12 protein-coding genes and 4 pseudogenes are annotated in these 23,664 nt (G+C 69.5%); 11 read left to right on the top strand and 5 right to left on the bottom strand.

What is annotated here, in order from left to right; genetic code table 11:
• Nucleotides 1-224 precede the first annotated feature (224 nt).
• The gene (locus V8690_RS11385; protein WP_338777992.1) at nt 225-671 is read right to left on the bottom strand and encodes a VOC family protein; all 447 of its coding nucleotides are present in this window, start codon (nt 669-671) and stop codon (nt 225-227) included.
• 15 nt (nt 672-686) lie between these two features.
• Nucleotides 687-1,205 carry a pyridoxamine 5'-phosphate oxidase family protein gene (locus tag V8690_RS11380; RefSeq protein ID WP_338777991.1) on the bottom strand — a complete coding sequence of 173 codons (519 nt, stop codon included), beginning with the start codon at nt 1,203-1,205 and terminating at the stop codon, nt 687-689.
• A gap of 147 nt (nt 1,206-1,352) precedes the next feature.
• On the opposite strand from V8690_RS11380, the pseudogene V8690_RS11375 reads away from it, so the two are divergent.
• Nucleotides 1,353-4,357 (top strand): annotated as a pseudogene (locus tag V8690_RS11375) (bifunctional [glutamine synthetase] adenylyltransferase/[glutamine synthetase]-adenylyl-L-tyrosine phosphorylase).
• Here V8690_RS11375 and V8690_RS11370 read toward each other — a convergent pair.
• On the bottom strand, nt 4,354-5,199 hold the full coding sequence (locus V8690_RS11370) for a phosphatase PAP2 family protein (RefSeq protein WP_338777990.1): 846 nt from the start codon (nt 5,197-5,199) through the stop codon (nt 4,354-4,356). The pseudogene V8690_RS11375 and the gene V8690_RS11370 sit on opposite strands and share 4 nt — an antisense overlap.
• A 92-nt stretch (nt 5,200-5,291) precedes the next feature.
• Nucleotides 5,292-6,326, bottom strand: a complete 1,035-nt coding sequence (locus tag V8690_RS11365) for a LacI family DNA-binding transcriptional regulator (protein WP_338777988.1) — start codon at nt 6,324-6,326, stop codon at nt 5,292-5,294.
• 354 nt (nt 6,327-6,680) lie between these two features.
• On the opposite strand from V8690_RS11365, the gene V8690_RS11360 reads away from it, so the two are divergent.
• The 5 genes and pseudogenes from V8690_RS11360 (at nt 6,681) to V8690_RS11340 (ending at nt 13,336) form a co-directional block, all read left to right on the top strand.
• Nucleotides 6,681-7,949: an extracellular solute-binding protein gene (locus tag V8690_RS11360; protein WP_338777986.1), complete on the top strand. Its 1,269-nt coding sequence runs from the start codon at nt 6,681-6,683 to the stop codon at nt 7,947-7,949.
• Nucleotides 7,950-8,076: 127 nt separating this feature from the next.
• Nucleotides 8,077-9,081 (top strand): sugar ABC transporter permease, encoded by a 1,005-nt coding sequence (locus V8690_RS11355; RefSeq protein ID WP_338777984.1) that lies wholly within the window; start codon nt 8,077-8,079, stop codon nt 9,079-9,081.
• A 14-nt stretch (nt 9,082-9,095) separates the two neighbouring features.
• Nucleotides 9,096-10,004, top strand: a complete 909-nt coding sequence (locus V8690_RS11350) for a carbohydrate ABC transporter permease (RefSeq protein WP_338777982.1) — start codon at nt 9,096-9,098, stop codon at nt 10,002-10,004.
• A 145-nt stretch (nt 10,005-10,149) separates the two neighbouring features.
• The gene (locus V8690_RS11345) at nt 10,150-11,847 is read left to right on the top strand and encodes a glycoside hydrolase family 13 protein (protein ID WP_338777980.1); all 1,698 of its coding nucleotides are present in this window, start codon (nt 10,150-10,152) and stop codon (nt 11,845-11,847) included.
• A gap of 119 nt (nt 11,848-11,966) precedes the next feature.
• A pseudogene (locus V8690_RS11340) lies at nt 11,967-13,336 on the top strand (alpha-amylase family protein).
• Nucleotides 13,337-13,387: 51 nt separating this feature from the next.
• Here the strand turns inward: V8690_RS11340 and V8690_RS11335 are convergent.
• Nucleotides 13,388-13,672, bottom strand: coding sequence for a hypothetical protein (locus V8690_RS11335; protein WP_338777978.1), 285 nt, complete (start codon nt 13,670-13,672; stop codon nt 13,388-13,390).
• A 118-nt stretch (nt 13,673-13,790) separates the two neighbouring features.
• Between V8690_RS11335 and V8690_RS11330 the strand changes: the two genes are divergently transcribed.
• From V8690_RS11330 to pulA, 5 genes and pseudogenes are all read left to right on the top strand, one after another.
• On the top strand, nt 13,791-14,609 hold the full coding sequence (locus tag V8690_RS11330) for a helix-turn-helix transcriptional regulator (protein WP_338777976.1): 819 nt from the start codon (nt 13,791-13,793) through the stop codon (nt 14,607-14,609).
• 3 nt (nt 14,610-14,612) lie between these two features.
• Nucleotides 14,613-14,819, top strand: coding sequence for a DUF397 domain-containing protein (locus V8690_RS11325; RefSeq protein ID WP_338777975.1), 207 nt, complete (start codon nt 14,613-14,615; stop codon nt 14,817-14,819).
• 771 nt (nt 14,820-15,590) lie between these two features.
• Nucleotides 15,591-17,009: a glycoside hydrolase family 30 beta sandwich domain-containing protein gene (locus V8690_RS11320; protein WP_338777973.1), complete on the top strand. Its 1,419-nt coding sequence runs from the start codon at nt 15,591-15,593 to the stop codon at nt 17,007-17,009.
• Nucleotides 17,010-17,095: 86 nt separating this feature from the next.
• Nucleotides 17,096-18,082: pseudogene (locus V8690_RS11315) on the top strand (non-reducing end alpha-L-arabinofuranosidase family hydrolase); the annotation flags it as partial.
• A gap of 118 nt (nt 18,083-18,200) precedes the next feature.
• Nucleotides 18,201-23,596 (top strand): annotated as a pseudogene (pulA, locus tag V8690_RS11310) (pullulanase-type alpha-1,6-glucosidase).
• Nucleotides 23,597-23,664: the final 68 nt, after the last annotated feature.

The raw sequence follows: 23,664 nt of genomic DNA, 5'->3' as shown, positions 1-23,664 counted from the left end.
CCATCACCGGCAATCCCGACCGCTTGAGGCAGGGCCGAGTGGAGACCAGACGGCGAAGGAGTCCTGGCGTGACAGCGTGTTGCCGTAGCCCCGCGAGGGAGCATCCGGCGTGCCGGTGTCCTGACCCGGGCACCGGCACGCTCCCGCTGTCAGGGAAGCGGTGCGGCGAACGCCGTGTACGCCCGCGCGTCGGTCGGCGGTCACGCGCCTCACGACCGCCGTGGTCAGCCCTGCTGTCGCTTCAGGTCCGCCAGCAACTGGTGCAGCGGCTCCGTCGCCCGGCGGCGGTACTCCTGGATCGCCCAGCCGTTGCCGTCCGGGTCCCGGAAGTGCATGAACGTGGCGCCGTCGTCGGGGGCGTACTGGACCGGCTCCGAGACGTCGAGGCCGCGTTCGACGAGTTCCGCGTGGGCCGCCTTGATGTCGGCGACGCACAGTTGCAGGCCCTGGTAGGAGCCGGGCGCCGGGGTGGGGCCGGGTGTCATCTCCCAGATCGAGTCGCCGAGGGCGATCGAGCAGCCGGAACCCGGAGGGGTCAGCTGGACGATCCGCATCCCGGGCATGACCTCCTGGTCGATGTCCACATGGAAGCCGACCTTGTCCCGGTAGAAGTCCCGGGCCCGGTCGATGTCGGTCACGGGCAGCGGGATGACTTCGAGCGTGAAGTCCATGGCGTGACTCCCTTGTCAGGCATCGGTGAACCGCCACCTCGTCTGGCTGAACGGCTCCCCCTTACCGAAACCGAAAACCGTGCGCGGCGCCACCGCGTAGACGGCCGCGAGTCCCGGGCCGTGGTGGAAATACCCTTCCCGTACCTCGAAGTGCCAGAAACTGCCGTACTTCGCCTCCCACGCGGCGGCCAGTTCGCGTAGCCGCCCGTCGTCCGTCACGCGCGTCGCCTCGCCCTCGACCACCAGGTCGAAGCCCTTGTTCCAGGTGTTCGTGCCGGTGGTCAGCACGACGTGCGGGTTCTGCGCGAGGTTCCTCGCCTTGCGTTCCTCCGGGCCCGTGCAGAAGTGCAGGGCGCCGCCCGACCAGACTGCCGGCAGCGGGGTGGCGTGCGGGCGGCCGTCCGGTCGCACCGTCGTGATCCAGAACAGTTCCGCCGCCGCGAGCCGGGCCTCGGCATCCTGCCAGGCGGTCGCGGTGGCCGTCTCGTCGCTGTAGCGCCGGTCCAAGCGGGTTTCGGGGTGCATGGTGGTCATGAGCGTCCTCCCGGCCTGTGGCTTCACAAGGGCAGACCCCGTCCGCCCACCGAACTCATCGGAGCTTGTCCCGGGCTCTGCGGTTACGCTCAAAGCCGTACGACCTTGATCCGATGCAAGTCCAGGCAAGTCCGAGGGAGGCCCGGGATGACGGCGGCGCCGGGGCGCAGGAGCAGTACTTTCACGCGGCTGCTGCGGCACGGATTCACCGATGCCTCCGCCGCCGAGAGGCTCCTGGACAGCGCCCAGCTCGCGCCCCTGCGCGACGACCCGGTGCTGCTGGACGCGCTGGGCGCGACGGCCGACCCCGATCTCGCGCTGCTGGGACTGGTCCGGCTGCTGGAGGCCCAGCCGGAGCCCGGCGCCCGCCGGGAACTGCTCGACACGCTGATCTCGTCCAAGCCGCTGCGCGACCGGCTGCTCGGTGTGCTCGGCGCCTCCACCGCCCTCACCGACCACCTCACCCGGCACCCGGACGACTGGCAGGCGCTCGTCATGTACGAGGCGCGCGACCTGCACCCCGGGGTGGAGGAGTTCGAGGCCGGTCTCGCGGAGGCCACCGACCCCGTCTCCCTGCGCGTCGCCTACCGGCGCTGCCTGCTGTCCATCGCCGCCCGGGACGTGTGCGGCACCACCGGTGTCGCCGAGTCCGCCGCCGAGCTCGCCGACCTGGCCACCGCCACCCTGCGCGCCGCCCTCGGCCTCGCCCGGGCGGTAGCGCCCGAGGACGCCGCCCTGTGCCGGCTCGCCGTCATCGCGATGGGCAAGTGCGGCGGCCGCGAGCTGAACTACGTCTCCGACGTGGACGTCATCTTCGTCGGGGAGGCCGTCGACGGCGCCGACGAGACCAAGGCCGTCCGCGCCGCGACCCGGCTCGCCTCCCACATGATGCGAATCTGCTCGGAGACGACGGTCGCGGGGTCCATCTGGCCCGTGGACGCCAATCTCCGGCCCGAGGGCAGAAACGGTCCGCTCGTGCGGACCCTCTCCAGCCACCTCGCCTACTACCAGCGCTGGGCCAAGACCTGGGAGTTCCAGGCGCTGCTCAAGGCCCGCCCGGTGGCCGGCGACCTCGGCCTCGGCGAGGAGTACGTCGCCGCCGTCCAGCCGCTGGTGTGGAAGGCCGCCGAGCGCGAGAACTTCGTCCCCGACGTGCAGAAGATGCGCCGCCGGGTCGTGGAGAACATCCCCGTCGCCGAGGTCGACCGCCAGCTGAAGCTGGGCCCGGGCGGCCTCAGGGACGTCGAGTTCGCCGTGCAGCTGCTCCAGCTGGTGCACGGCCGCGCCGACACCTCCCTGCGCAGCGGCACGACCCTCGACGCGCTGAAGGCCCTCGCCGCCGGCGGCTACGTCGGCCGGGCCGACGCCGCCCAGCTCGACGAGGCCTACCGCTTCCTGCGCTCCATGGAGCACCGCATCCAGCTGTTCCGGCTGCGGCGCACCCACCTCGTGCCCGAGGACGAGGCCGAGCTGCGCCGCATCGGCCGCTCCCTCGGCCTGCGCACCGACCCGGTCGCCGAGCTGCTCCGCGAGTGGAAGCGGCACGCCACCGCCGTACGGCGTCTGCACGAGAAGCTGTTCTACCGGCCGCTGCTGGACGCGGTCGCCCAACTCGCCATCGGTGAAGCCCGGTTGAGCCTCGAGGCGGCCCGGGAGCGGATGGTCGCCCTCGGTTACGCCGACCCGGCCTCCGCCCTGCGCCACCTGGAGGCACTGGCGTCCGGCGTCACCCGCAAGGCCGCCATCCAGCGCACTCTGCTGCCCGTCATGCTGGGCTGGTTCGCCGACTCGGCCGACCCGGACGCGGGCCTGCTCAACTTCCGCAAGGTGTCGGACGCGCTCGGCAAGACGCCCTGGTACCTGCGGCTGCTGCGGGACGAGGGCGCCGCCGCGCAGAACCTCGCCCGTGTGCTGTCGGCCTGGCTCGCGCCCGACCTGCTGATGCGCGCCCCGGAGGCGGTGGCGCTGCTCGGCGACGGGGACGGCGGCGGGCTCGAGCCGCGCTCCCGGGCCCATCTGGAGCAGGAGATACTCGCCGCGGTGAACCGGGCCGACGGGGCCGCCCAGGCGGTCACGGCCGCGCGCGGTGTGCGCCGCCGCGAACTTTTCCGTACGGCCGCCGCCGACATCGTCGGCTCCTACGGCACCGAGGAGCAGGCCGCCGAGGCCGACCAGGGCGCCTTGGTGGACCGGGTCGGCGGCGCGGTGTCGGACCTGACGGCCGCGACCCTCGCCGGCACGCTCCGCGCGGTGGTGCGGGACGGGTGGGGGACAGCCTGCCCACCCGGTTCGCGATCATCGCCATGGGCCGGTTCGGCGGCCATGAGCTGGGCTACGGCTCCGACGCGGACGTGCTGTTCGTGCACGAGCCGCGCGACGGCGTCGACGAGCGGGAGGCCGGGCAGGCCGCCAACAAGGTCGTCTCCGAGATGCGCCGGCTGCTCCAGATCCCCAGCGCCGATCCGCCCCTCCTCATCGACGCCGACCTGCGCCCGGAGGGCAAGTCCGGCCCTCTCGTGCGGACCCTCACGTCGTACGCGGCGTACTACCGCCGGTGGTCCCTGACCTGGGAGTCGCACGCGCTGCTGCGAGCCGGGCACGTCGCCGGGGACGAGGACCTGGGTCGCCGGTTCATCGAGCTGATCGACCCGCTGCGCTACCCGGCGGACGGGCTCGCCGACGAGGCCGTGCGCGAGATCCGGCGGCTGAAGGCACGCATGGAGTCCGAGCGGCTGCCGCGGGGCGCCGACCCCAAGCTGCACGCCAAGCTGGGCCCGGGCGGTCTGTCCGACGTGGAGTGGACGGTGCAGCTGCTCCAGCTGCGGCACGGCGCGGCCGTGCCGGGCCTGCGCACGACCCGGACGCGAGAGGCCCTGGCCGCCGCCCGTACGGCCGGCCTCATCACGGACGAGGACGCGGCGATCCTGGACGAGGCCTGGGTCCTCGCGACCCGCGTCCGCAACGCGGTCATGCTGGTACGCGGCCGGGCCGGCGACACGTTCCCCACGGAGCCCCGCGAACTCGCCGCCGTGGGACGCTACCTGGGCTACGGACCCGGCCATGCCGGCGACATGCTCGACGCGTACCGGCGAACGGCCCGCCGAGCCCGGGCCGTGGTGGACGAGCTGTTCTACGGGGTGGCGGAGCGCTAGCCGGTACCGGCCCGCAACTCCCCGGTCACCACCCGTGGCAGTGCGTACGGCTGCCTCCCGTACCACGCCCCCGCCACGACGAACCCGAAGGCAAGGCAGAGCACGCCACCGACCGCATCCAGCCAGAAATGGTTCGCCGTGGCGACGATGACCACCAGCGTCAGCGCCGGGTACAGCAGGCCCAGCACCCGCACCCAGGGGATCGTCGCCAGGGCGAAGATCGTCAGGCCGCACCACACGGACCAGCCGATGTGCATCGACGGCATCGCGGCGTACTGGTTGGACATGTGTTTCAGGTCGCCGGACGCCATCGATCCCCAGGTCTGGTGGACCATGACGGTGTCGATGAAGGCGCCGCCGTTCATCAGCCGTGGGGGCGCCAACGGATACAGATAGTAACCGACCAGGGCGACGGCGGTCGTCGCGAACAGCACCAGGCGGGTCGCCGCGTACCGGCCGGGATGGCGACGGTACAGCCACACGAGCACACCCAGAGTCACCACGAAGTGCAGCGTCGCGTAGTAGTAGTTCATGCCGATGATCAGCCAAGTCACCGAGTTCACGGCGTGGTTGACCGACTCCTCGACGGCGATGCCCAGCTGGTGCTCGGCCCGCCAGATCCAGTCGGCGTTGCGCAGCGCCTCGGCCTTCTGCTCGGGCACGGCGTTGCGCACGAGTGAGTACGTCCAGTAACTCACCGCGATCAGCAGGATCTCGAACCAGAACCGGGGCCGGCGGGGGCTGCGCAGCCGGGGGAGCAGACCCTGCCCCGGATCGGCCGCGACGGGGTTCGGAACGGCCGCTTCCCGGCCGTCCAGCGTCGTCACGGTCGTGTCACCCATAGGCACAAAGTCTGCCAGAAAACCCCTGTCCCCCGATCATCCTCCGCCCTGGTGCGGACCGCATGTTCTGCGGCGAAATCCAGCCGCGGATCTCAGGGGCGAGCGCGGTCCCCGGGCGCCGAAGCGGTCGAACCGCGCACCACCAGTTCCGGCATGAACACGAACTCGCTGTGGGGTGCGGGCGTCCCGCCGATCTCCTCCAGCAGCGTGCGCACCGCCGCCTGGCCCATGGCCGGGACCGGCTTGCGGATCGTGGTCAGCGGCGGGTCGGTGAAGGCGATCAGCGGAGAGTCGTCGAAGCCGACCACGGAGACGTCCGTCGGAACCTCCAGGCCGCGCTGCCGGGCCGCCCTGATCGCGCCCAGCGCCATCATGTCGCTGGCGCACACCACGGCCGTGCAGTTCCGCTCGATCAGCGCCGTGGCCGCGGCCTGACCGCCCTCCAGGGTGTAGAGGGAGTGCTGGACCAGCTCCGTCTCGACGGTCTCGGCGCCCAGGCCCAACTGGTCCTGCATGGTCCGCAAGAACCCCTCGATCTTGCGCTGCACGGGCACGAACCGCTTGGGTCCCAGGGCCAGACCGATCCGCGTGTGCCCCAGGGACACCAGGTGCGTCACCGCCAGGTTCATCGCCGCGCGGTCGTCGGGGGAGATGAACGGCGCCTGCACCTTCGGCGAGAAACCGTCGACCAGCACGTACGGCACGCCCTGCGCGCGCAGCCGGTCGTAGCGCTGCATGTCGGCGGTCGTGTCCGCGTGCAGCCCGGAGACGTAGATGATGCCGGCGACCCCGCGGTCGACGAGCATCTCCGTGAGCTCGTCCTCGGTCGAGCCGCCCGGCGTCTGGGTGGCCAGCACCGGTGTGTACCCCTGCCGGGTCAGCGCCTGGCCGATGACCTGGGCCAGGGCCGGGAAGATCGGGTTCTCCAGCTCCGGGGTGATCAGGCCCACCAGGCCCTCGCTGCGCTGCCGCAGCCGTACCGGGCGTTCGTAGCCCAGCACGTCGAGGGCGGCCAGCACGGACTGGCGGGTGGTGGCGGCGACGCCCGGCTTCCCGTTGAGGACGCGGCTGACGGTCGCTTCGCTCACCCCCGCCTGAGCAGCGATGTCGGCAAGCCGTGTGGTCACGGGACTGGACTGTAGCGGCCGGGGTTCCGCTTGGACACCGACGGGACGCCTGGTGCGGGCCGGCGCACGGCCCGCTGCGGGTTGCTTGGTCATCGCGGTCCCTCGAAGTCGTGGTCGGCGTGCAAGTACTTGCAGAGTCTTGCACAACTGTCCGACCACCTGCCGAACAGCCGGAAATCCCGGTTCCATACCAGTCGGGGCGAGGTTACGGCGGGATAACCATCCGCACCCCTTGCATCTTTTTGCTGCAAGGTCCTTCGCGACTCCTTCCAGCGCGGCTAATCTCACCGACGCCCGGCGGCCAACGGCGCAGTCGGCAGCACGAAAACGGGCTTTCACCCTCAAGGAGAACTCATGCGGCGTGGCATAGCGGCCACCGCGCTGGTGGCGTCCCTCGCCCTGGCGGCGACGGCGTGCGGCGGAAGCGGCAGCGGCGACGAGGCCGACGGTCCGGTCACCATCACCTGGTGGGACACCTCCAACGCCACCAACGAGGCGCCGACGTACCGGGCCCTGGTCAAGGAGTTCGAGGCCGCCAACAAGGACATCAAGGTCAACTACGTCAACGTCCCGTTCGACCAGGCGCAGAACAAGTTCGACACCGCCGCCGGTTCCAAGGGCGCCCCCGACGTGCTGCGTTCCGAGGTCGGCTGGACCCCGGCCTTCGCCAAGAAGGGCTTCTTCGCGCCGCTGGAGGGCACCGAGGCCCTAGCCGAGCAGGACAAGTTCCAGCCCAGCCTGATCGAGCAGGCCACGTACGACGGCAAGACCTACGGCGTCCCCTTCACCACGGACACCCTCGCCCTCGTCTACAACAAGGAACTGTTCGAGAAGGCCGGCGTCGAGGCCCCCAAGACCTGGGACGACCTGAAGAAGGCCGCCGCCATCATCAAGGACAAGACCGGCGTCGACGGCTACTGGGGCTCCACCCAGGCCTACTACGCCCAGTCCTTCCTCTACGGCGAGGGCACCGACACCGTCGATGTCGACGCCAAGAAGATCACCGTCACCTCGCCCGCCGCCAAGAAGGCCTACGGCACCTGGCAGAGCCTCTTCAGCGGCAAGGGCCTGCACAAGGCCGACACCACCGCCGACGCCTACGCCCACATCCAGGAGGCGTTCGTCAGCGGCAAGGTCGCCTCGATCATCCAGGGCCCCTGGGAGATCACGAACTTCTACAAGGGCTCGGCCTTCAAGGACAGGAACAACCTCGGCATCGCCACCGTCCCGGCCGGCTCCACCGGTAAGGCGGGCGCCCCGACCGGCGGCCACAACCTCTCCGTCTACGCCGGCTCCGACGCGGCCCACCAGAAGGCCTCGCTGAAGTTCGTCAACTTCATGACGTCGGCGAAGGCCCAGGAGACCATCGCGCTGAAGAACTCCACGCTCCCCACGCGCGAGGACGCCTACACCGCCGAGGTCAAGGCCGACCCCGGCATCGCCGGCTACCAGGGCGTGCTCTCCTCCGCCCAGCCGCGACCGGCGCTGCCCGAGTACAGCTCGCTGTGGGGCCCGCTCGACGACGAGCTGATCGAGATCGCGGGCGGCAAGGAGTCCCTGGACAAGGGCCTCGGAGACGCCGAGACGGCCATCGCCAAGCTGGTGCCGGACTTCTCCAAGTGACCGCCGTGTGGCCGCCGGATCCCCTCCCCCGGTCATGGGGGAGGGGATCCGGCGGCCACCGGCCTGCGCCTGCGCCCGGGCTGGGCAGCCCCCTTGACCTCCTTGAACATCCAGAAGGTGTCGAACCATGACCGTCGTCATCGACCGAGCGACCGGCAAGCGGCGCGGTGCGCGGGAACCGCGGCCCGGGCCGGGCCGGCGGCTGAAGAACGGCTTCCACAAGCACTGGTACGCCTACGCGATGATCGCCCCGGTGGCGGTCGTCCTCGGCGTCCTCGTTCTGTACCCGCTGGCGTACGGCCTGTACCTCACGCTCACCGACGCCACCAGCCTCAACACCGCCCGCACGATCGGCGTCAACGAGATCGACGCCACCTACGAGTTCATCGGCCTGGACAACTACGCCGACATCCTGTGGGGCCCGACGGCGTACGACCGCTTCTGGTCGCACTTCCTGTGGACGATCTTCTGGACGGCGGCCTGCGTCACCCTGCACTACGGCATCGGCCTCGGGCTCGCCCTGCTGCTCAACCAGAAGCTGCGCGGCCGCACCCTCTACCGGATGATCCTGGTGCTGCCCTGGGCGGTGCCGACCTTCGTCACCGTCTTCGGCTGGCGGTTCATGCTCGCCGACGGCGGCATCATCAACAGCGGCCTGGAATTCCTGCACCTGCCGACACCGTCGTGGCTGGAGGACACCTTCTGGCAGCGGTTCTCCGCGATCATGGTCAACACCTGGTGCGGCGTGCCGTTCATGATGGTCTCGCTCCTCGGCGGCCTCCAGTCCATCGACGCGAGCCTGTACGAGGCGTCCGAGATGGACGGCGCGAGCGCCTGGCAGCGGTTCCGCTACGTCACCCTGCCCGGCCTCAGGTCCGTCAGCACCACGGTCGTCCTGCTCGGCGTCATCTGGACCTTCAACCAGTTCGCCATCATCTTCCTGCTGTTCGGCAACACCGCCCCGGACGCCCAGATCCTCGTGACCTGGGCCTACCAGCTGGGCTTCGGACAGCAGCCGCGCGACTACGCGCAGTCCGCCGCGTACGGAATCCTGCTCCTGTCCATCCTGATCGTCTTCACCTCCTTCTACCGCCGCTGGCTGAACCGCAACGAGCAGCAGCTCGCGATTTGAGGCAGGAGTCCGAAATGAGTACGACCACCGTCGAGACCTCCGCCGCGGACACCGGGCGGCGCCCCGCCGACGTACCCCGCAAGGTCCGCCGCCGCGGCGAGCAGAGCCGCGGGGCCTCCCTCGTCTCGCACGCGATCCTGATCGGCGCGAGCCTGACCGCGCTCTTCCCGATCGCCTGGCTGCTCTTCCTGTCCCTCGGCCCGGACAAGGACGACTACCTCCACCCCGGACGCATCTGGGGCAAGATGACGCTCGACAACTACGCGTTCGTCCTCCAGGACACCAGCTTCTTCGACTGGCTGAAGAGCACGCTGGTCGTGGTGCTGGGCACGACGCTGATCGGCGTCGTCGTCGCCGCGTCCACCGGCTACGCGGTGTCCCGCATGCGGTTCCCCGGCTACCGGAAGCTGATGTGGGTGCTGCTGGTCACCCAGATGTTCCCGATCGCGGTACTGATCGTGCCGATGTACCAGATCCTCTCCGATCTCCGGCTCATCGACAGCTACCTTGGTCTCATCCTTGTCAACTGCACCACGATCGTGCCGTACTGCGCCTGGCTGATGAAGGGCTATTTCGACACCATCCCGTTCGAGATCGACGAGGCCGGGCGCGTCGACGGGCTGACCCCCTTCGGCACGTTCGCGCGGCTGATCCTGCCGCTGGCCAGGCCGGGCCTCGCGGTCGCGGCGTTCTACAGCTTCCTCACGGCCTTCGGTGAGGTCGCGTTCGCTTCCACGTTCCTGCTGAGCGACGACAAGTACACGTTTGCCGTCGGTCTCCAGACGTTCGTGAGCGAGCACGACGCCCAGCGCAATCTCATGGCCGCGACCGCGGTCCTGATCGCCATACCGGCCGCCGCGTTCTTCTACCTCGTGCAGAAGAACCTGGTGACCGGGCTTACCGCCGGTGGCACGAAGGGATGACGCGCGCCCCTCGGGGCACTGCCGAACCGCACTCCACAAGCCCGAGGCGGCCGCGGTACCCATCCGACCCCGCTGTGCCGCGGCCGCCTCGTCACCCCACCCCACGCCTCACATGACCACCTCTCTGTTACGTATCAAGGACGACATGAGCCAGCACCACTCAGCCGCCCCGACCCCCACTTCCGCATCGGCCGTCGCCACCGTCGCCAAGCGTCGCGACTGGTGGCGGGACGCGGTGATCTACCAGGTGTACCCGCGCAGCTTCGCCGACAGCAACGGCGACGGCATGGGTGACCTGGAAGGTGTCCGCACCCGTCTGCCGTACCTGCGCGACCTCGGCGTGGACGCCGTGTGGCTCAGCCCCTTCTACGCCTCGCCGCAGGCCGACGCCGGCTACGACGTCGCCGACTACCGGGCCGTCGACCCGATGTTCGGCAACCTCCTGGACGCCGACGCGCTGATCCGCGACGCCCACGAGCTGGGCCTCAGGATCATCGTCGACCTCGTGCCCAACCACTCCTCCGACCAGCACGAGTGGTTCAAGCGGGCCGTCGCGGAGGGCCCGGGCTCCCCGCTGCGGGACCGCTACCACTTCCGCCCCGGCAAGGGGAAGAACGGCGAACTGCCGCCCAACGACTGGGAGTCGATCTTCGGCGGCCCGGCCTGGACCCGGGTCACCGAACCCGACGGCACGCCCGGCGAGTGGTACCTGCATCTCTTCGCCCCCGAGCAGCCCGACTTCAACTGGGAGCACCCGGCGGTGGGCGACGAGTTCCGTTCCATCCTGCGCTTCTGGCTGGACATGGGCGTCGACGGCTTCCGGATCGATGTCGCCCACGGTCTGGTGAAGGCGGAGGGGCTGCCCGACCTTGGATCCCATGACCAGGTGAAGCTGCTGGGCAACGATGTCATGCCGTTCTTCGACCAGGACGGGGTGCACGAGATCTACCGGCAGTGGCGGCTGATCCTCGACGAGTACGCGGGCGACCGCATCTTCGTCGCGGAGGCATGGACCCCGACCATCGAGCGCACCGCCAACTACGTCCGCCCGGACGAACTGCACCAGGCCTTCAACTTCCAGTACCTCAGTACGCACTGGGACGCCGCGGAGATGCGCGAGGTCATCGACCGCACCTTGGAGGCCATGCGCCCGGTCGGCGCCCCGGCCACCTGGGTCCTGTCCAACCACGACGTGACCCGGCACGCCACCCGCTTCGCCAACCCGCCCGGCCTCGGCACCCAGATCCGCCTGGCCGGCGACCGGGACCTGGGCCTGCGCAGGGCCCGGGCCGCGACCCTGCTGATGCTCGCGCTGCCCGGCTCGGCCTACATCTACCAGGGCGAGGAGCTGGGCCTTCCGGACGTCGTCGACCTGCCGGACGAGGTGCGCCAGGACCCGGCGTACTTCCGGGGCGCGGGCCAGGACGGCTTCCGTGACGGGTGCCGGGTGCCGATCCCGTGGACCCGGACCGGGTCCTCGTACGGCTTCGGTGACGGTGGCAGCTGGCTGCCGCAGCCGAAGGGCTGGGGCGAGCTGAGCGTCGAGGCGCAGACCGGCGAGCCCGGCTCGACCCTGGAGCTGTACCGGGCCGCGCTCGCCGTGCGCCGCGAGCAGTCCGACCTCGGCGCCGGCTCCTCCGTGGAGTGGCTGCGGGCGCCCGAGGGCGTGCTCGCCTTCCGGCGCGGGGAGTTCGTGTGTGTCGCCAACACCACCGGCGAGTCGGTGGCGATGCCGGCGTACGGCCGGGTGCTGGTCGCGAGCGGGGAGATCGTCGAGGTCGACGACGAGGCGAAGGTGCCCGCCGACACCACGGTGTGGTGGACCACCGCCGTCACCGCCTGATTCTCCGTTGAATTTCGCACGGCCCGCTGCCCTTCCGGGTGGCGGGCCTTTACCATCTGCGTCACCGCAAGGTTTCTGGACCTTGCAGCAAGAACCTTCAACGAAGAAGGAAACCCCACATGGCACGCAGACACCTCTCCGCCGCCGTCGCGCTCGCGGCTGCGGTTGTCATGACCCCGACTGGCGCACAGGCCTCCCCACCTGGCACCAAGGACGTCACCGCCGTCCTCTTCGAGTGGAAGTACGCCTCCGTCGCCCGCGAGTGCACCACCACCCTCGGGCCCGCCGGATATGGCTACGTCCAGGTCTCCCCGCCCGCCGAGCACATACAGGGCCCGCAGTGGTGGACGTCGTACCAGCCGGTCAGCTACAAGATCGCCGGCGGCTCGGTGACCGCGCGGCCTTCCGGAACATGGTGAACACCTGCCACGCGGCCGGTGTGAAGGTCGTCGTCGACACGGTCGTCAACCACATGTCGGCGGGCAACGGCACCGGCACCGGCGGCTCGTCGTACACGAAGTACGACTACCCCGGCCTGTACTCCTCGTACGACTTCGACGACTGCACGAGCCATATCAGCAACTACCAGGACCGCTGGAACGTCCAGCGCTGCGAACTGGTCGGCCTCGCCGACCTGGACACGGGGGAGGGCTACGTCCGCGGGGCCATAGCCGGGTACATGAACGACCTGCTCTCCCTCGGCGTGGACGGCTTCCGCGTCGACGCGGCCAAGCACATGGACGCCGCCGACCTGGCGAACATCAAGTCCAGGCTGAGCGATCCGTCGGCGTACTGGAAGCAGGAGGTCATCTACGGCAGCGGCGAGGCCGTCCAGCCCACCGAGTACACCGGCAACGGCGACGTCCAGGAGTTCCGCTACGCCTACGACCTCGAGCGGGTCTTCAACAACGAGAACCTCGCCTATCTGAAGAACTACGGCGAGGGCTGGGGCTATATGGACAGCTCTGTGGCCGGCGTCTTCGTCGACAACCACGACACCGAGCGCAACGGCTCCACGCTGAACTACAAGGACGGCGCCAACTACACCCTGGCCCACGTGTTCATGCTCGCCTGGCCCTACGGCGCCCCCGACATCAACTCCGGGTACGAGTTCACCGACCACGACGCCGGCCCGCCGAACGGCGGCCAGGTGAACGCCTGCTGGCAGGACGGCTGGAAGTGCCAGCACAACTGGCCGGAGATCAGGTCCATGGTCGGCTTCCGCAACGCCACACGCGGCGAGCCGGTCACCGACTGGTGGGACAACGGCGGCGACGCCATCGCCTTCGGCCGGGGCGGCAAGGGGTTCGTGGCCATCAACCACGAGCCGGGCTCGCTGAGCCGGACGTACCAGACGTCGCTGCCTGCGGGGACGTACTGCAATGTCCAGAACAACACGACGGTGACGGTGAACTCCGGCGGACAGTTCACCGCCACCCTGGGCTCCAACACCGCCCTGGCGATCCACGCCGGCAAGTCCAGCTGCTGAGCCGCCTCGCGACGAGCTGCCCGGCGCGCGTGCTCACGCTTGCCGGGCGAGCTATCGAAGACGGTTGACGCTTCGCCGGTTCGCCTCCCGGACCCTGGCGAGCAGCTCGTTCTCCCGCAGAGCCGCGGCCAACTTCCGGGCCGTGCCCGGGGTGCAGCGTCCGAGATCCACAAGGGGCGGCAGGTAGTCGCTTGCGAGGCAGACGGTGTCCAGTCCCAGGGACGGCAGCAGGACGCCCACTTCGGCGAGGGCCGCGCCCAGTTCGTCGCTCGCCGCCTTCGCGTCCCAAATCTGTGCATTCCTCGCACCGTCTGTCCTGCGCTCCGCCCTTGCCATGTCTGCCCGCACCTCTCTCGTGCTGATCGCGACTTCCACCCATGAGCATCGGTGCGTACGGCTACGATCACCAGGGGTAACGGTTTTCGCGGTGCCGGAACGAAAACGGGGGTCAGCGATGCCCGCGCCGAAGGAACTCGACCCGTCCATCTCGCTCCCCGCCCTCTACGGCGTGAAGCTGCGCAAGCTCCGCATCCGCGCCGGCTTCACCCAGCGCCAGCTCGGCGACAAGATCCCCGTCGCGCACAGCCGTATCGCCCAGTTCGAGCTGGGCAAGGAGACCCCGCCCGAAGACGTCAACGCCAAACTCGACGCGATTCTCGGCGCGGACGGCGACCTCATCGACCTGTGGGGCCACATCAAGCGGACGCCGATCCCGGACTGGGCGCGGAAGTTCGTGGAGTACGAGGCCAAGGCGACCAGGATGCTCAAGTACATGGCGCAAGCTGTGCCCGGTCTCCTCCAAACGGAGGCTTACGCACGTGCCCTGCTGCGCATCAGCCGCCCTCGTGACACCGACGCCGAGGTTGAGGAGCTGGTGACAGCCCGACTTGAGCGGCAGGCGATTCTCGAGCGGAGTGCTCCGCCGCTGCTGTGGTGCATCCTGGACGAGGCGGTGCTTCGCCGCCCCGTCGGAGGCCGCGCGGTGATGCGCGAGCAGTTGGCACATGTGCTCCGCATGGCGCGGACTCCGCACGTGGTCGTACAGGTACTGCCCTTCGGGCAGGGCGAACACCCGGTCATGGGAGGGTCGTTGACCCTCCTGGGCTTCGAGCGTGGGCCCGACGTGGCCTACACCGAAGGTTCGCACTCCGGGGAGCTGGTGGAGACGCCGGAGGAGGTCGCCGAGTATGCCCTGGCCTACGATCTGCTCCAGGCCAAGGCCCTCCCTCCTGACGAGTCTCTGGCCGTGATCCGTTCCGCGATGGAGGAGTAGCTCATGCGCGCCGCGCGAACCGACCTGAGCAGCGCCAGGTGGCGCAAAAGTACGCACAGCAATGGTCAGGGGGGAGACTGCCTGGAGTTCGCCGACAACACCCCCGGCATCGTCCCCGTCCGCGACAGCAAGAATCCCACCGGCCCGGCTCTGCTCCTCGCCCCCTCCGCCTGGGCGGCGTTCATCGGGGGGATACGCCGAACCGGCTGACAGTCGTCGCAGCTCACCACCGGCGGGACCCGGCTTCCCGCGCCTCGGTGATGCACGCCGCTTTTCACGGCACCGGGAGAGAAACCGGCCAAACCCGACCCCACCCATCTCCCCAACTTCCGGCCCGACCCGATCCGGTGACTCGGTGTCCGAAAGTCATGACGGTGAGGTACGGCTGGCCACGACAACCGCAAACGAAGACGGCCCCGGCGGGACTGGCATCCACACCGAGGGCCTCACCAAACAGGAAGCTGATCCCTTCCCATGGCTAATCCGCAGCCTGACCCGGCCGTGCCCGCGCGCCCTCCGCTCCCGCCGGGAGCCCCACGTTAAGGTGTCATCCACATCCGGCACCGCCACACCGACCGCTTCACGGTCGTTGGGCGACCACCTCGCCCAGCACCCGGCCCTCTGCGGCGCTCAACGCTGGGCATTTCCGAAAGCTCGCTCCGGCACTTCAGCTGCCCGAGAGCCAGGTGGTCGGCACGGTTCGGGAAACGGTCGACGCACTGGCTTCGTCATGGGCCGACGTGAAGCGTGGTTGTCCTGTCCCGGGCTTCGTCAGTGACACCGTCGACAACCGACTCAAGAACCTTCCACTCGTGCGCGGCTGAGCGCGAGCGCCCCGACGTGGTGCGTGAGGGATTGACGCTTCCGGAACGCTGCCCTACGTTCCCCCCTCAGTGGCAACTCCCTGAACGCCGTTCAGCCTCTCGAACACTCGCCCCTCGGACACCCGAGGGGCGACCGCATACCATTGGGAGCGCTCCCATGACGGGACGGATCACGCTGCGCAGACTCAGAAGGTGGACGGTGACGTCCCTGGCGGTGCTGATGACCACCGCCGGTGTCACCGCCGGGGTGTCACCGGCGGACACCCGGGCGGACGCCTCGGCCACCGTCAACGGGTCCACCCGGCACCAACCGATCGACGGCTTCGGCATCTCCGAGCACTTCGGCCGGGCCGAGATCATGCGAGGCTCGCAGGGCCTGCCCGCCCAGCGCCAACGCGAGATCCTCGACCTGCTGTTCAGCAGGACCACCGGCGTCGGGCTGAGCATCCTGCGCCTCGGCATCGACTCGGGCATCCAGCCGACCGACCCCGGCGGACCGAACGCGACCCCCAAGTACGTCTGGGACCGCGACGACAAGGGCCAGGTGTGGCTCGCCCAGCAGGCCAAGGCGTACGGAGTGAACCGCTTCTACGCCGACGCCTGGAGCGCCCCGGGCTATATGAAGACCAACGGCACCGACGCGAACGGCGGCACGCTGTGCGGCCTCGCCGGCGCCACCTGCGCGAGCGGCGACTGGCGCCGGGCGTACGCCAACTACCTCGTGCAATATGCCAAGTTCTACGCCCAGGAAGGCATCCGTATCACCGACCTCGGGTTCGTCAACGAGCCCGACTACACCGCCACGTACGACTCCATGCGGCTCACGCCCGCCCAGGCGGCCGAGTTCACCAAGGTCTTCGGGCCGGTCGCGAGGGCCGGCGGATACAAGGTCGTCTGCTGCGACTCCTTCGGCTGGAACCAGCAGAAGAACTACACCAGGGCGATCGAGGCCGACGCGACGGCCCGCGGCTTCGTCGACACCCACGCCGGCCACACCTACGCCAGTCCGGTCGACGGCCCCTTGCCCACGCAGAAGCGGACCTGGATGTCGGAGTGGTCGCCGGGCGGCACCACCTGGAACGAGGCCTGGGACGACGGCAGCGGCTACGACGGCTTCACGGTCGCCTCCGCCGTCCACGACGCCCTCACCAAGGGCAACACCAGCGGCTACGTGTACTGGTACGGCGCCTCGACCGGTGCCACCCGTGGGCTGATCCAGATGGACGGCGCGAACTACCACGTCTCCAAGCGCCTGTGGGCGCTGGCCAACTACAGCCGCTTCATCCGGCCCGGGGCCACCCGCATCGGCGCCACCACGTCCGACGGCGACCTCAGGCTCTCGGCGTTCCGCAACACGGACGGATCAGTGACGGTCGTGGCGCTCAACGCGGCCGGCAGCGCCACCCCGGTGTCGTTCAGCCTTCAGAACATCGGGTTCACCACCGCAACGGCGACCCCGTATCTGACCAACGGCTCCCACAGCACCGCCCGGCAGCCGGCCGTCTCGGTCACCGGGGGATCGCTGAAGACCACGGTTCCCGCCCGCTCGCTCGTCACCTACACCATCCAGCGATAGGAGACACGATGCGCCTGACACGACGTCTGGGAGTCCTCATCGGCGGGTCGGCCCTCCTGCTCGGTGCCCTGGTCTCGCCGACCTCGGCGTCGTCGGACGCGGCGGCCGCCCTGCCGAGCAGCTTCAAGTGGAACTCCAGCGGGGTGCTCATTTCCCCGAAGTCGGACGCCACCCACCAGCTCAGCGCGATCAAGGACCCGTCGGTCGTGTACCACAACGGCCGGTGGCACGTGTTCGCCAGCACCACGACCACCAACGGCACGTACAGCATGGTGTACCTGAACTTCGCCAGCTGGCAGCAGGCCGCCTCCGCGCAGCACCACTACCTGGACCAGACGGCGATCGGCGCCGGGTACAAGGCCGCGCCCCAGGTCTTCTACTTCGCGCCGCAGAAGCTGTGGTACCTCGTCTACCAGACCGGCGACAACGCGGCGTACTCCACCACGTCGGACATCAGCAACCCCAAGTCCTGGACCGCGCCGAAGAAGTTCTACGCCAACGGCATGCCGCAGATCATCAGGGACAACATCGGCAGCGGCCACTGGGTGGACTTCTGGGTCGTCTGCGACAGCGCCAAGTGCTACCTGTTCTCCTCCGACGACAACGGCCACCTGTACCGGTCGGAGACCTCGCGGGCCAACTACCCGAACGGCTTCACCAACACCGTCATAGCGTTGCAGGACTCCAACAAGTACCGCCTGTGGGAGGCCGCCAACGTCTACAAGATCAAGGACTCGAACACCTACCTGCTGCTCAACGAGGCCATCGGCAGCGACGGCAAGCGGTACTTCCGGTCCTGGACGTCGAACAGCATCGCCGGCAGCTGGAAGCCGCTGGCCGACACCGAGTCCAACCCCTTCGCGCGCTCGAACAACGTCACCTTCAGCGGCACCCCCTGGACCCGGGACATCAGCCACGGCGAGATGGTCCGCCACACCAACGACCAGACACTGGCCGTCAATCCGTGCCGACTCCAGTACCTCTACCAGGGCATGGACCCCGCGGCGAGCGGCCCCTACAACACGCTCCCGTGGCGGCTGGGCCTGCTGACGCAGACCAATTCGACCTGCTGAGGGCGCCGCTGAAAAATCTTTCCAACGGTTTCAAGACTCTTGCTGTAAGCGTTTCGGCGGCGATACGGTCGCGCGGGGTCGGACCCGAGAGAGCCGCAATCGCAAGGAGTCCACGTCAGTGATACCGAGATGGCCGGTGCCGTCCAGGCGCCGAACCTCCCGTGCCGGACGGGTCGCTGCGGTCACCGCGACCGCGCTGGCCGCAGCACTCGTCCAGCCTCTCGCCGCCGGGGCGGCCACCCCGCCGGCGCCCCCGTCCGACGCGAAGCTCGCCGCCGAGCCCGCCCGCCACGACGCCACCCGTGAGCAGTTCTACTTCGTCCTGCCGGACCGCTTCGCCAATGGCGACCCGCGCAACGACAAGGGCGGGCTGACCGGTTCGCGCCTGTCCACCGGCTACGACCCCACCGACAAGGGCTTCTACCAGGGCGGCGACCTCAAGGGCCTGACCAAGAAGCTGGACTACATCAAGGGCCTGGGCACCACCGCCCTCTGGATGGCCCCGATCTTCAAGAACCAGCCCGTGCAGGGCACCGGAGCGAACGCATCCGCCGGTTACCACGGTTACTGGATCACCGACTTCACCCAGGTCGACCCGCACTTCGGCACCAACGAGGACCTCGCGACCCTCATCGACAAGGCCCACGCCAAGGGCATGAAGGTCTTCTTCGACGTCATCACCAACCACACGGCGGATGTCGTCGACTACGAGGAGAAGTCGTACGACTACCTCTCCAAGGGCGCCTTCCCGTACCTGACCGAGGACGGCGAGCCCTTCGACGACGCCGACTACGCGGACGGGCGGCGGGACTTCCCCCGGGTGGGCAGCGGCTCCTTCCCGCGCACGCCCAAGGTGACCGGGAACAACAAGGTCCCGTCCTGGCTCAACGACCCGACGATGTACCACAACCGCGGCGACTCCACCTTCGCCGGCGAGAGCTCCGCGCACGGCGACTTCTCCGGCCTCGACGACCTGTGGACCGAGCGGCCCGAGGTCGTGCGGGGTATGGAGAGGATCTACCAGCGCTGGGTGCGGGACTTCGACGTCGACGGCTTCCGGATCGACACCGTGAAGCACGTCAACATGGAGTTCTGGACCCAGTGGGCCACGGCGCTGGACGCCTACGCGGCCAGGCAGGGCCGCGACGACTTCTTCATGTTCGGCGAGGTCTACTCGGCCGACACGGACGTCACCTCCCCGTACGTCACCCAGGGCCGCCTCGACGCCACGCTCGACTTCCCCTTCCAGGAGGCGGCCCGCCAGTACGCCTCCCAGGGCGGCAGTGCGCAGCGGCTCGCGAGCGTCTTCGGCGACGACCACAAGTACACGACCGACAAGGCCAACGCGTACGAGCAGGTCACCTTCCTCGGCAACCACGACATGGGCCGGATCGGGTACTTCCTGAAGCAGGACACCCCGAAGGCCGCCGACGCCGAGCTGCTGAAGAAGGCCGAGCTCGCCAATGAGCTGATGTTCCTCAGCCGCGGCAACCCCGTCGTCTACTACGGCGACGAGCAGGGCTTCGCCGGCGCGGGCGGCGACAAGGACGCCCGGCAGAGCATGTTCGCCTCCCGCACCGCCGACTACCTCGACGACGACCGCATCGGTACCGACCGCACCCACGCCGAGGACGCCTACGACACGAGAGCACCGCTCTACCGGCAGATCAGTGCTCTCGCGGGGCTCCGCAAGGCTCACCCCGCCCTGGCCGACGGCGTCCAGCAGCAGCGGTACGCAGCCGACGGCCCGGGTGTGTACGCCTTCTCCCGCACCGACGCCAGGACCGGCATCGAGTACGTCGTCGCCGTCAACAACGCGGACGAGGCGAAGTCGGCGACCTTCGCGACCGGTTCGGCCGGCATGGCCTTCAAGGGCATCCACGGCACCGACGCCTCCCTGAAGAGCGACGGCGACAGGAAGCTCACCGTCACCGTCCCGCCCGGCTCGGCGATCGTCCTCAAGGCGGCCGGCAGGCTCGCCGCGCCCGCCACCGAGCCGACGATCACCCTGAAGGCCCCGGCGGCCGGCGCCACCGGCACGGTGGAGCTCTCCGCCGACGTCGACGGCGGTCGGCTCAACCGCGTCGTCTTCGCCGCCCAGGTCGGCAACGGCACGTGGCGGACCCTCGGCTCCGCCGACCACGCCCCGTACAAGGTCACCCAGACCATCGCCGAGGACGTACCGCCCGGCACGGCCCTGCGCTACAAGGCGGTCGTCGTCGACTCGGCCGGCCGCCCCGCGAGCGCCCTGGCCGCCTCCACCACCGGCACCCCGCCCGCCGAGGAGCCGCCCGGCGCCTCCTCCCGCGACTACGTGATCGTCCACTACAAGCGCGCCGACGGGAACTACGACGGCTGGGGCCTGTACGCCTGGGGCGACCTCGCCGACGGCGAGGCCACGCAATGGCCCGACAGCCACCCCTTCACCGGCCGCGACGCCTATGGCGCCTTCGCCTACGTCAAGCTCAAGCCCGGCGCCTCGACCGTCGGCTTCCTCGTCATCGACAAGGACGGCGACAAGGACGTCGCCACCGACCGCACGATCGACGTCACCAGGACCGGCGAGGTCTGGATCGAGCAGGGCGAGGAGACCGTCACCACCGAGCGCCCGGACTACCCGGCGCCGGACAGGACCAAGGCCGTCCTGCACTACCACCGCGCCGACGGGAACTACGACGGCTGGGGCCTGCACGTCTGGACGGGCGCCGCGCACCCCACCGAGTGGTCGAACCCCCTGAAGCCGGTCAAGACTGATACGTATGGTGCGGTCTTCGAGGTACCGCTCAGCGACGGTGCCACCAGTCTCAGCTACATCATCCACAAGGGCGACGAGAAGGACCTGCCCGCCGACCAGTCGCTCGACCTCCGGGCCGGCGGCCACGAGGTGTGGCTGTTGAGCGGCCAGGAGAAGTACCTGCTCCCGCAGCCGGCGGGCACCTCGGCCGCGCTCGACCTGACCACGTCCAAGGCGGTCTGGATCGACCGGAACACCCTCGCCTGGAACGGCTCCGAGGCCGCCGCCTCCACCCAGCTGCTGTACAGCCGGGACGGCTCGATCGCGGTCGAGGACGGCGCGCTGACCAGCGACGACGAGAGGTGGCTCCGTCTGTCCGAGACCACCCTCACCGACGCCCAGAAGGCGAGGTTCCCGCATCTGAAGGACCACGCCGCCTGGACCGTCGACCCGCGCGACCGCGACCGGGTGCGCGAGGCGCTGCGCGGCCAGGTCGTCGCCACACAGCGGGCCGCCAACGGCGCCGTCCTGGCCGCGACCGGCGTGCAGATCGCCGGCGTGCTCGACGACCTGTACGACGCGACGAAGGCCGGCCTGGGGCCGACGTTCCACAGGGGCCGTCCGACGCTGGCCGTCTGGGCGCCCACCGCACAGTCGGTCAAGCTCGAGATCGGTGACTCCGCCGTCGCCATGAAGCGGAACGGCACCACGGGCGTCTGGTCCGCCACCGGCCCGAAGTCCTGGAAGGGCAAGCCCTACCGGTACGTCGTGAAGGTCTGGGCGCCCAGCGTCCGCGAGGTCGTCACCAACAAGGTCACCGACCCCTACGCCCTCGCCCTGACCGCCGACTCCGAGCGCAGCCTCGTCGTCGACCTGGACGACAAGGCCCTCAAGCCGGCGGCTGGTCGACGTACACCAAGCCCGAGGCCGTACCGCTGAAGGACGCCCAGATCCAGGAGCTGCACATCCGGGACTTCTCCGTCGAGGACCGCACGGCGAAGCACCCGGGCACCTACGTCGCCTTCACGGACAAGGCCAGCGACGGCTCGAAGCACCTGCGCGAGCTGGCGAAGGCGGGCACCTCGTACGTCCACCTCCTGCCCGCCTTCGACATCGCCACCATCCCGGAGCGCAAGGCCGACCAGGCGAGCGTCGACTGTGACCTGTCCTCCTACCCGGCCGACTCGGACAAGCAGCAGGAGTGCGTCGGGAAGATCGCCGCGAAGGACGCCTACAACTGGGGCTACGACCCGTACCACTACACGGTCCCCGAGGGCTCCTACGCCACCGACCCGGACGGCACGGCCCGCACGGTCGAGTTCCGCCAGATGGTCAAGGCGCTGAACGACGACGGCCTGAGGGTCGTCATGGACGTCGTCTACAACCACACCGCGGCCGCCGGCCAGGAGCGGACGAGCGTCCTCGACCGGATCGTGCCCGGCTACTACCAGCGGCTCCTCGCCGACGGCTCGGTGGCGAACAGCACCTGCTGTGCCAACACCGCCACCGAGAACGCCATGATGGGCAAGTTGGTCGTCGACTCGATCGTCACCTGGGCCAGGGAGTACAAGGTCGACGGCTTCCGCTTCGACCTCATGGGCCACCACCCGAAGGCCAACATCCTCGCGGTCCGGGGGGCCCTCGACGCGCTCACCCCGGAGAAGGACGGCGTCGACGGAAAGAAGATCATCCTGTACGGGGAGGGCTGGAACTTCGGGGAGGTCGCCGACGACGCCCGGTTCGTCCAGGCCACCCAGAAGAACATGGCAGGCACCGGCATCGCCACCTTCTCCGACCGGTCCCGTGACGCCGTGCGCGGCGGCGGCCCCTTCGACGAGGACCCCGGCGTGCAAGGCTTCGCCTCCGGCCTCTACACCGAACCCAACTCCTCGGAGCACAACGGCAGTCCGGCCGAGCAGAAGGCCCGCCTGCTGCACTACCAGGACCTGATCAAGGTCGGGCTCTCCGGCAACCTCGCCGGGTACCGGTTCACCGACACCACCGGAAAGGAGGTCAAGGGCTCCGAGGTCGACTACAACGGCTCACCCGCCGGATACGCGGACGCCCCCGGCGACGCCCTCGCCTACGCCGACGCGCACGACAACGAGTCCCTGTTCGACGCGCTCGCCTTCAAGCTGCCCGCCACGACGAGTCCCTCCGACCGGGCCCGGATGCAGGTTTTGGCCATGGCGACGGCCACCCTGTCCCAGGGCCCGGCCCTCTCCCAGGCGGGCACCGACCTGCTCCGCTCCAAGTCCCTGGACCGCAACTCCTACGACAGCGGCGACTGGTTCAACGCCGTCCACTGGAACTGCGCCGACGGCAACGGCTTCGGCCGCGGACTGCCCATGGCGGCCGACAACGCCGACAAGTGGCCGTACGCCGAACCCCTGTTGAGCAAGATCAGGGTGGGCTGCGAGCAGATCGAGGGCGCCTCGGCGGCGTACCGGGACCTGCTGCGGATCCGTACCACCGAGCAGGACTTCTCCCTCGGCACGGCCGAGCAGGTGCAGTCCCGGCTCTCCTTCCCGCTGTCCGGCAAGGCCGAGACACCCGGTGTGATCACCATGCGGCTCGGTGACCTCGTCGTCGTCTTCAACGCCACGCCCGAGCGGCGGGAGCAGCGCGTCCCCGCACTCGCCGGAGAGGGCTACCGACTGCACCCGGTGCAGGCGGCGGGGACGGACTCCACCGTCAAGTCGTCCTCCTACGCGGCGGAATCGGGCACGTTCGCCGTTCCGGGGCGCACGGTCGCCGTCTTCACCCGGGCCGCCGGATAGCCGCACAACGTTGGGTGGGGCAGGCCGCGATCGACGGTCTGCCCCACCCACGTACGCCCAGGGGCTGT

This window comes from Streptomyces sp. DG1A-41 (assembly GCF_037055355.1).
GTDB lineage: Bacteria > Actinomycetota > Actinomycetes > Streptomycetales > Streptomycetaceae > Streptomyces.
Note: the sequence above shows the minus strand (reverse complement) of the source record. Positions and strands in the feature narration are given on the sequence as shown.

Bases quoted from the DNA above. Each gene is read 5' to 3' on its own strand.
- V8690_RS11385 (WP_338777992.1), bottom strand. From the start codon at position 671: ATGGACTTCACGCTCGAAGTCATCCCGCTGCCCGTGACCGACATCGAC.
- V8690_RS11380 (WP_338777991.1), bottom strand. From the start codon at position 1,205: ATGACCACCATGCACCCCGAAACCCGCTTGGACCGGCGCTACAGCGAC.
- V8690_RS11370 (WP_338777990.1), bottom strand. From the start codon at position 5,199: ATGGGTGACACGACCGTGACGACGCTGGACGGCCGGGAAGCGGCCGTT.
- V8690_RS11360 (WP_338777986.1), top strand. From the start codon at position 6,681: ATGCGGCGTGGCATAGCGGCCACCGCGCTGGTGGCGTCCCTCGCCCTG.
- V8690_RS11355 (WP_338777984.1), top strand. From the start codon at position 8,077: ATGACCGTCGTCATCGACCGAGCGACCGGCAAGCGGCGCGGTGCGCGG.
- V8690_RS11350 (WP_338777982.1), top strand. From the start codon at position 9,096: ATGAGTACGACCACCGTCGAGACCTCCGCCGCGGACACCGGGCGGCGC.
- V8690_RS11345 (WP_338777980.1), top strand. From the start codon at position 10,150: ATGAGCCAGCACCACTCAGCCGCCCCGACCCCCACTTCCGCATCGGCC.
- V8690_RS11335 (WP_338777978.1), bottom strand. From the start codon at position 13,672: ATGGCAAGGGCGGAGCGCAGGACAGACGGTGCGAGGAATGCACAGATT.
- V8690_RS11330 (WP_338777976.1), top strand. From the start codon at position 13,791: ATGCCCGCGCCGAAGGAACTCGACCCGTCCATCTCGCTCCCCGCCCTC.
- V8690_RS11325 (WP_338777975.1), top strand. From the start codon at position 14,613: ATGCGCGCCGCGCGAACCGACCTGAGCAGCGCCAGGTGGCGCAAAAGT.
- V8690_RS11320 (WP_338777973.1), top strand. From the start codon at position 15,591: ATGACGGGACGGATCACGCTGCGCAGACTCAGAAGGTGGACGGTGACG.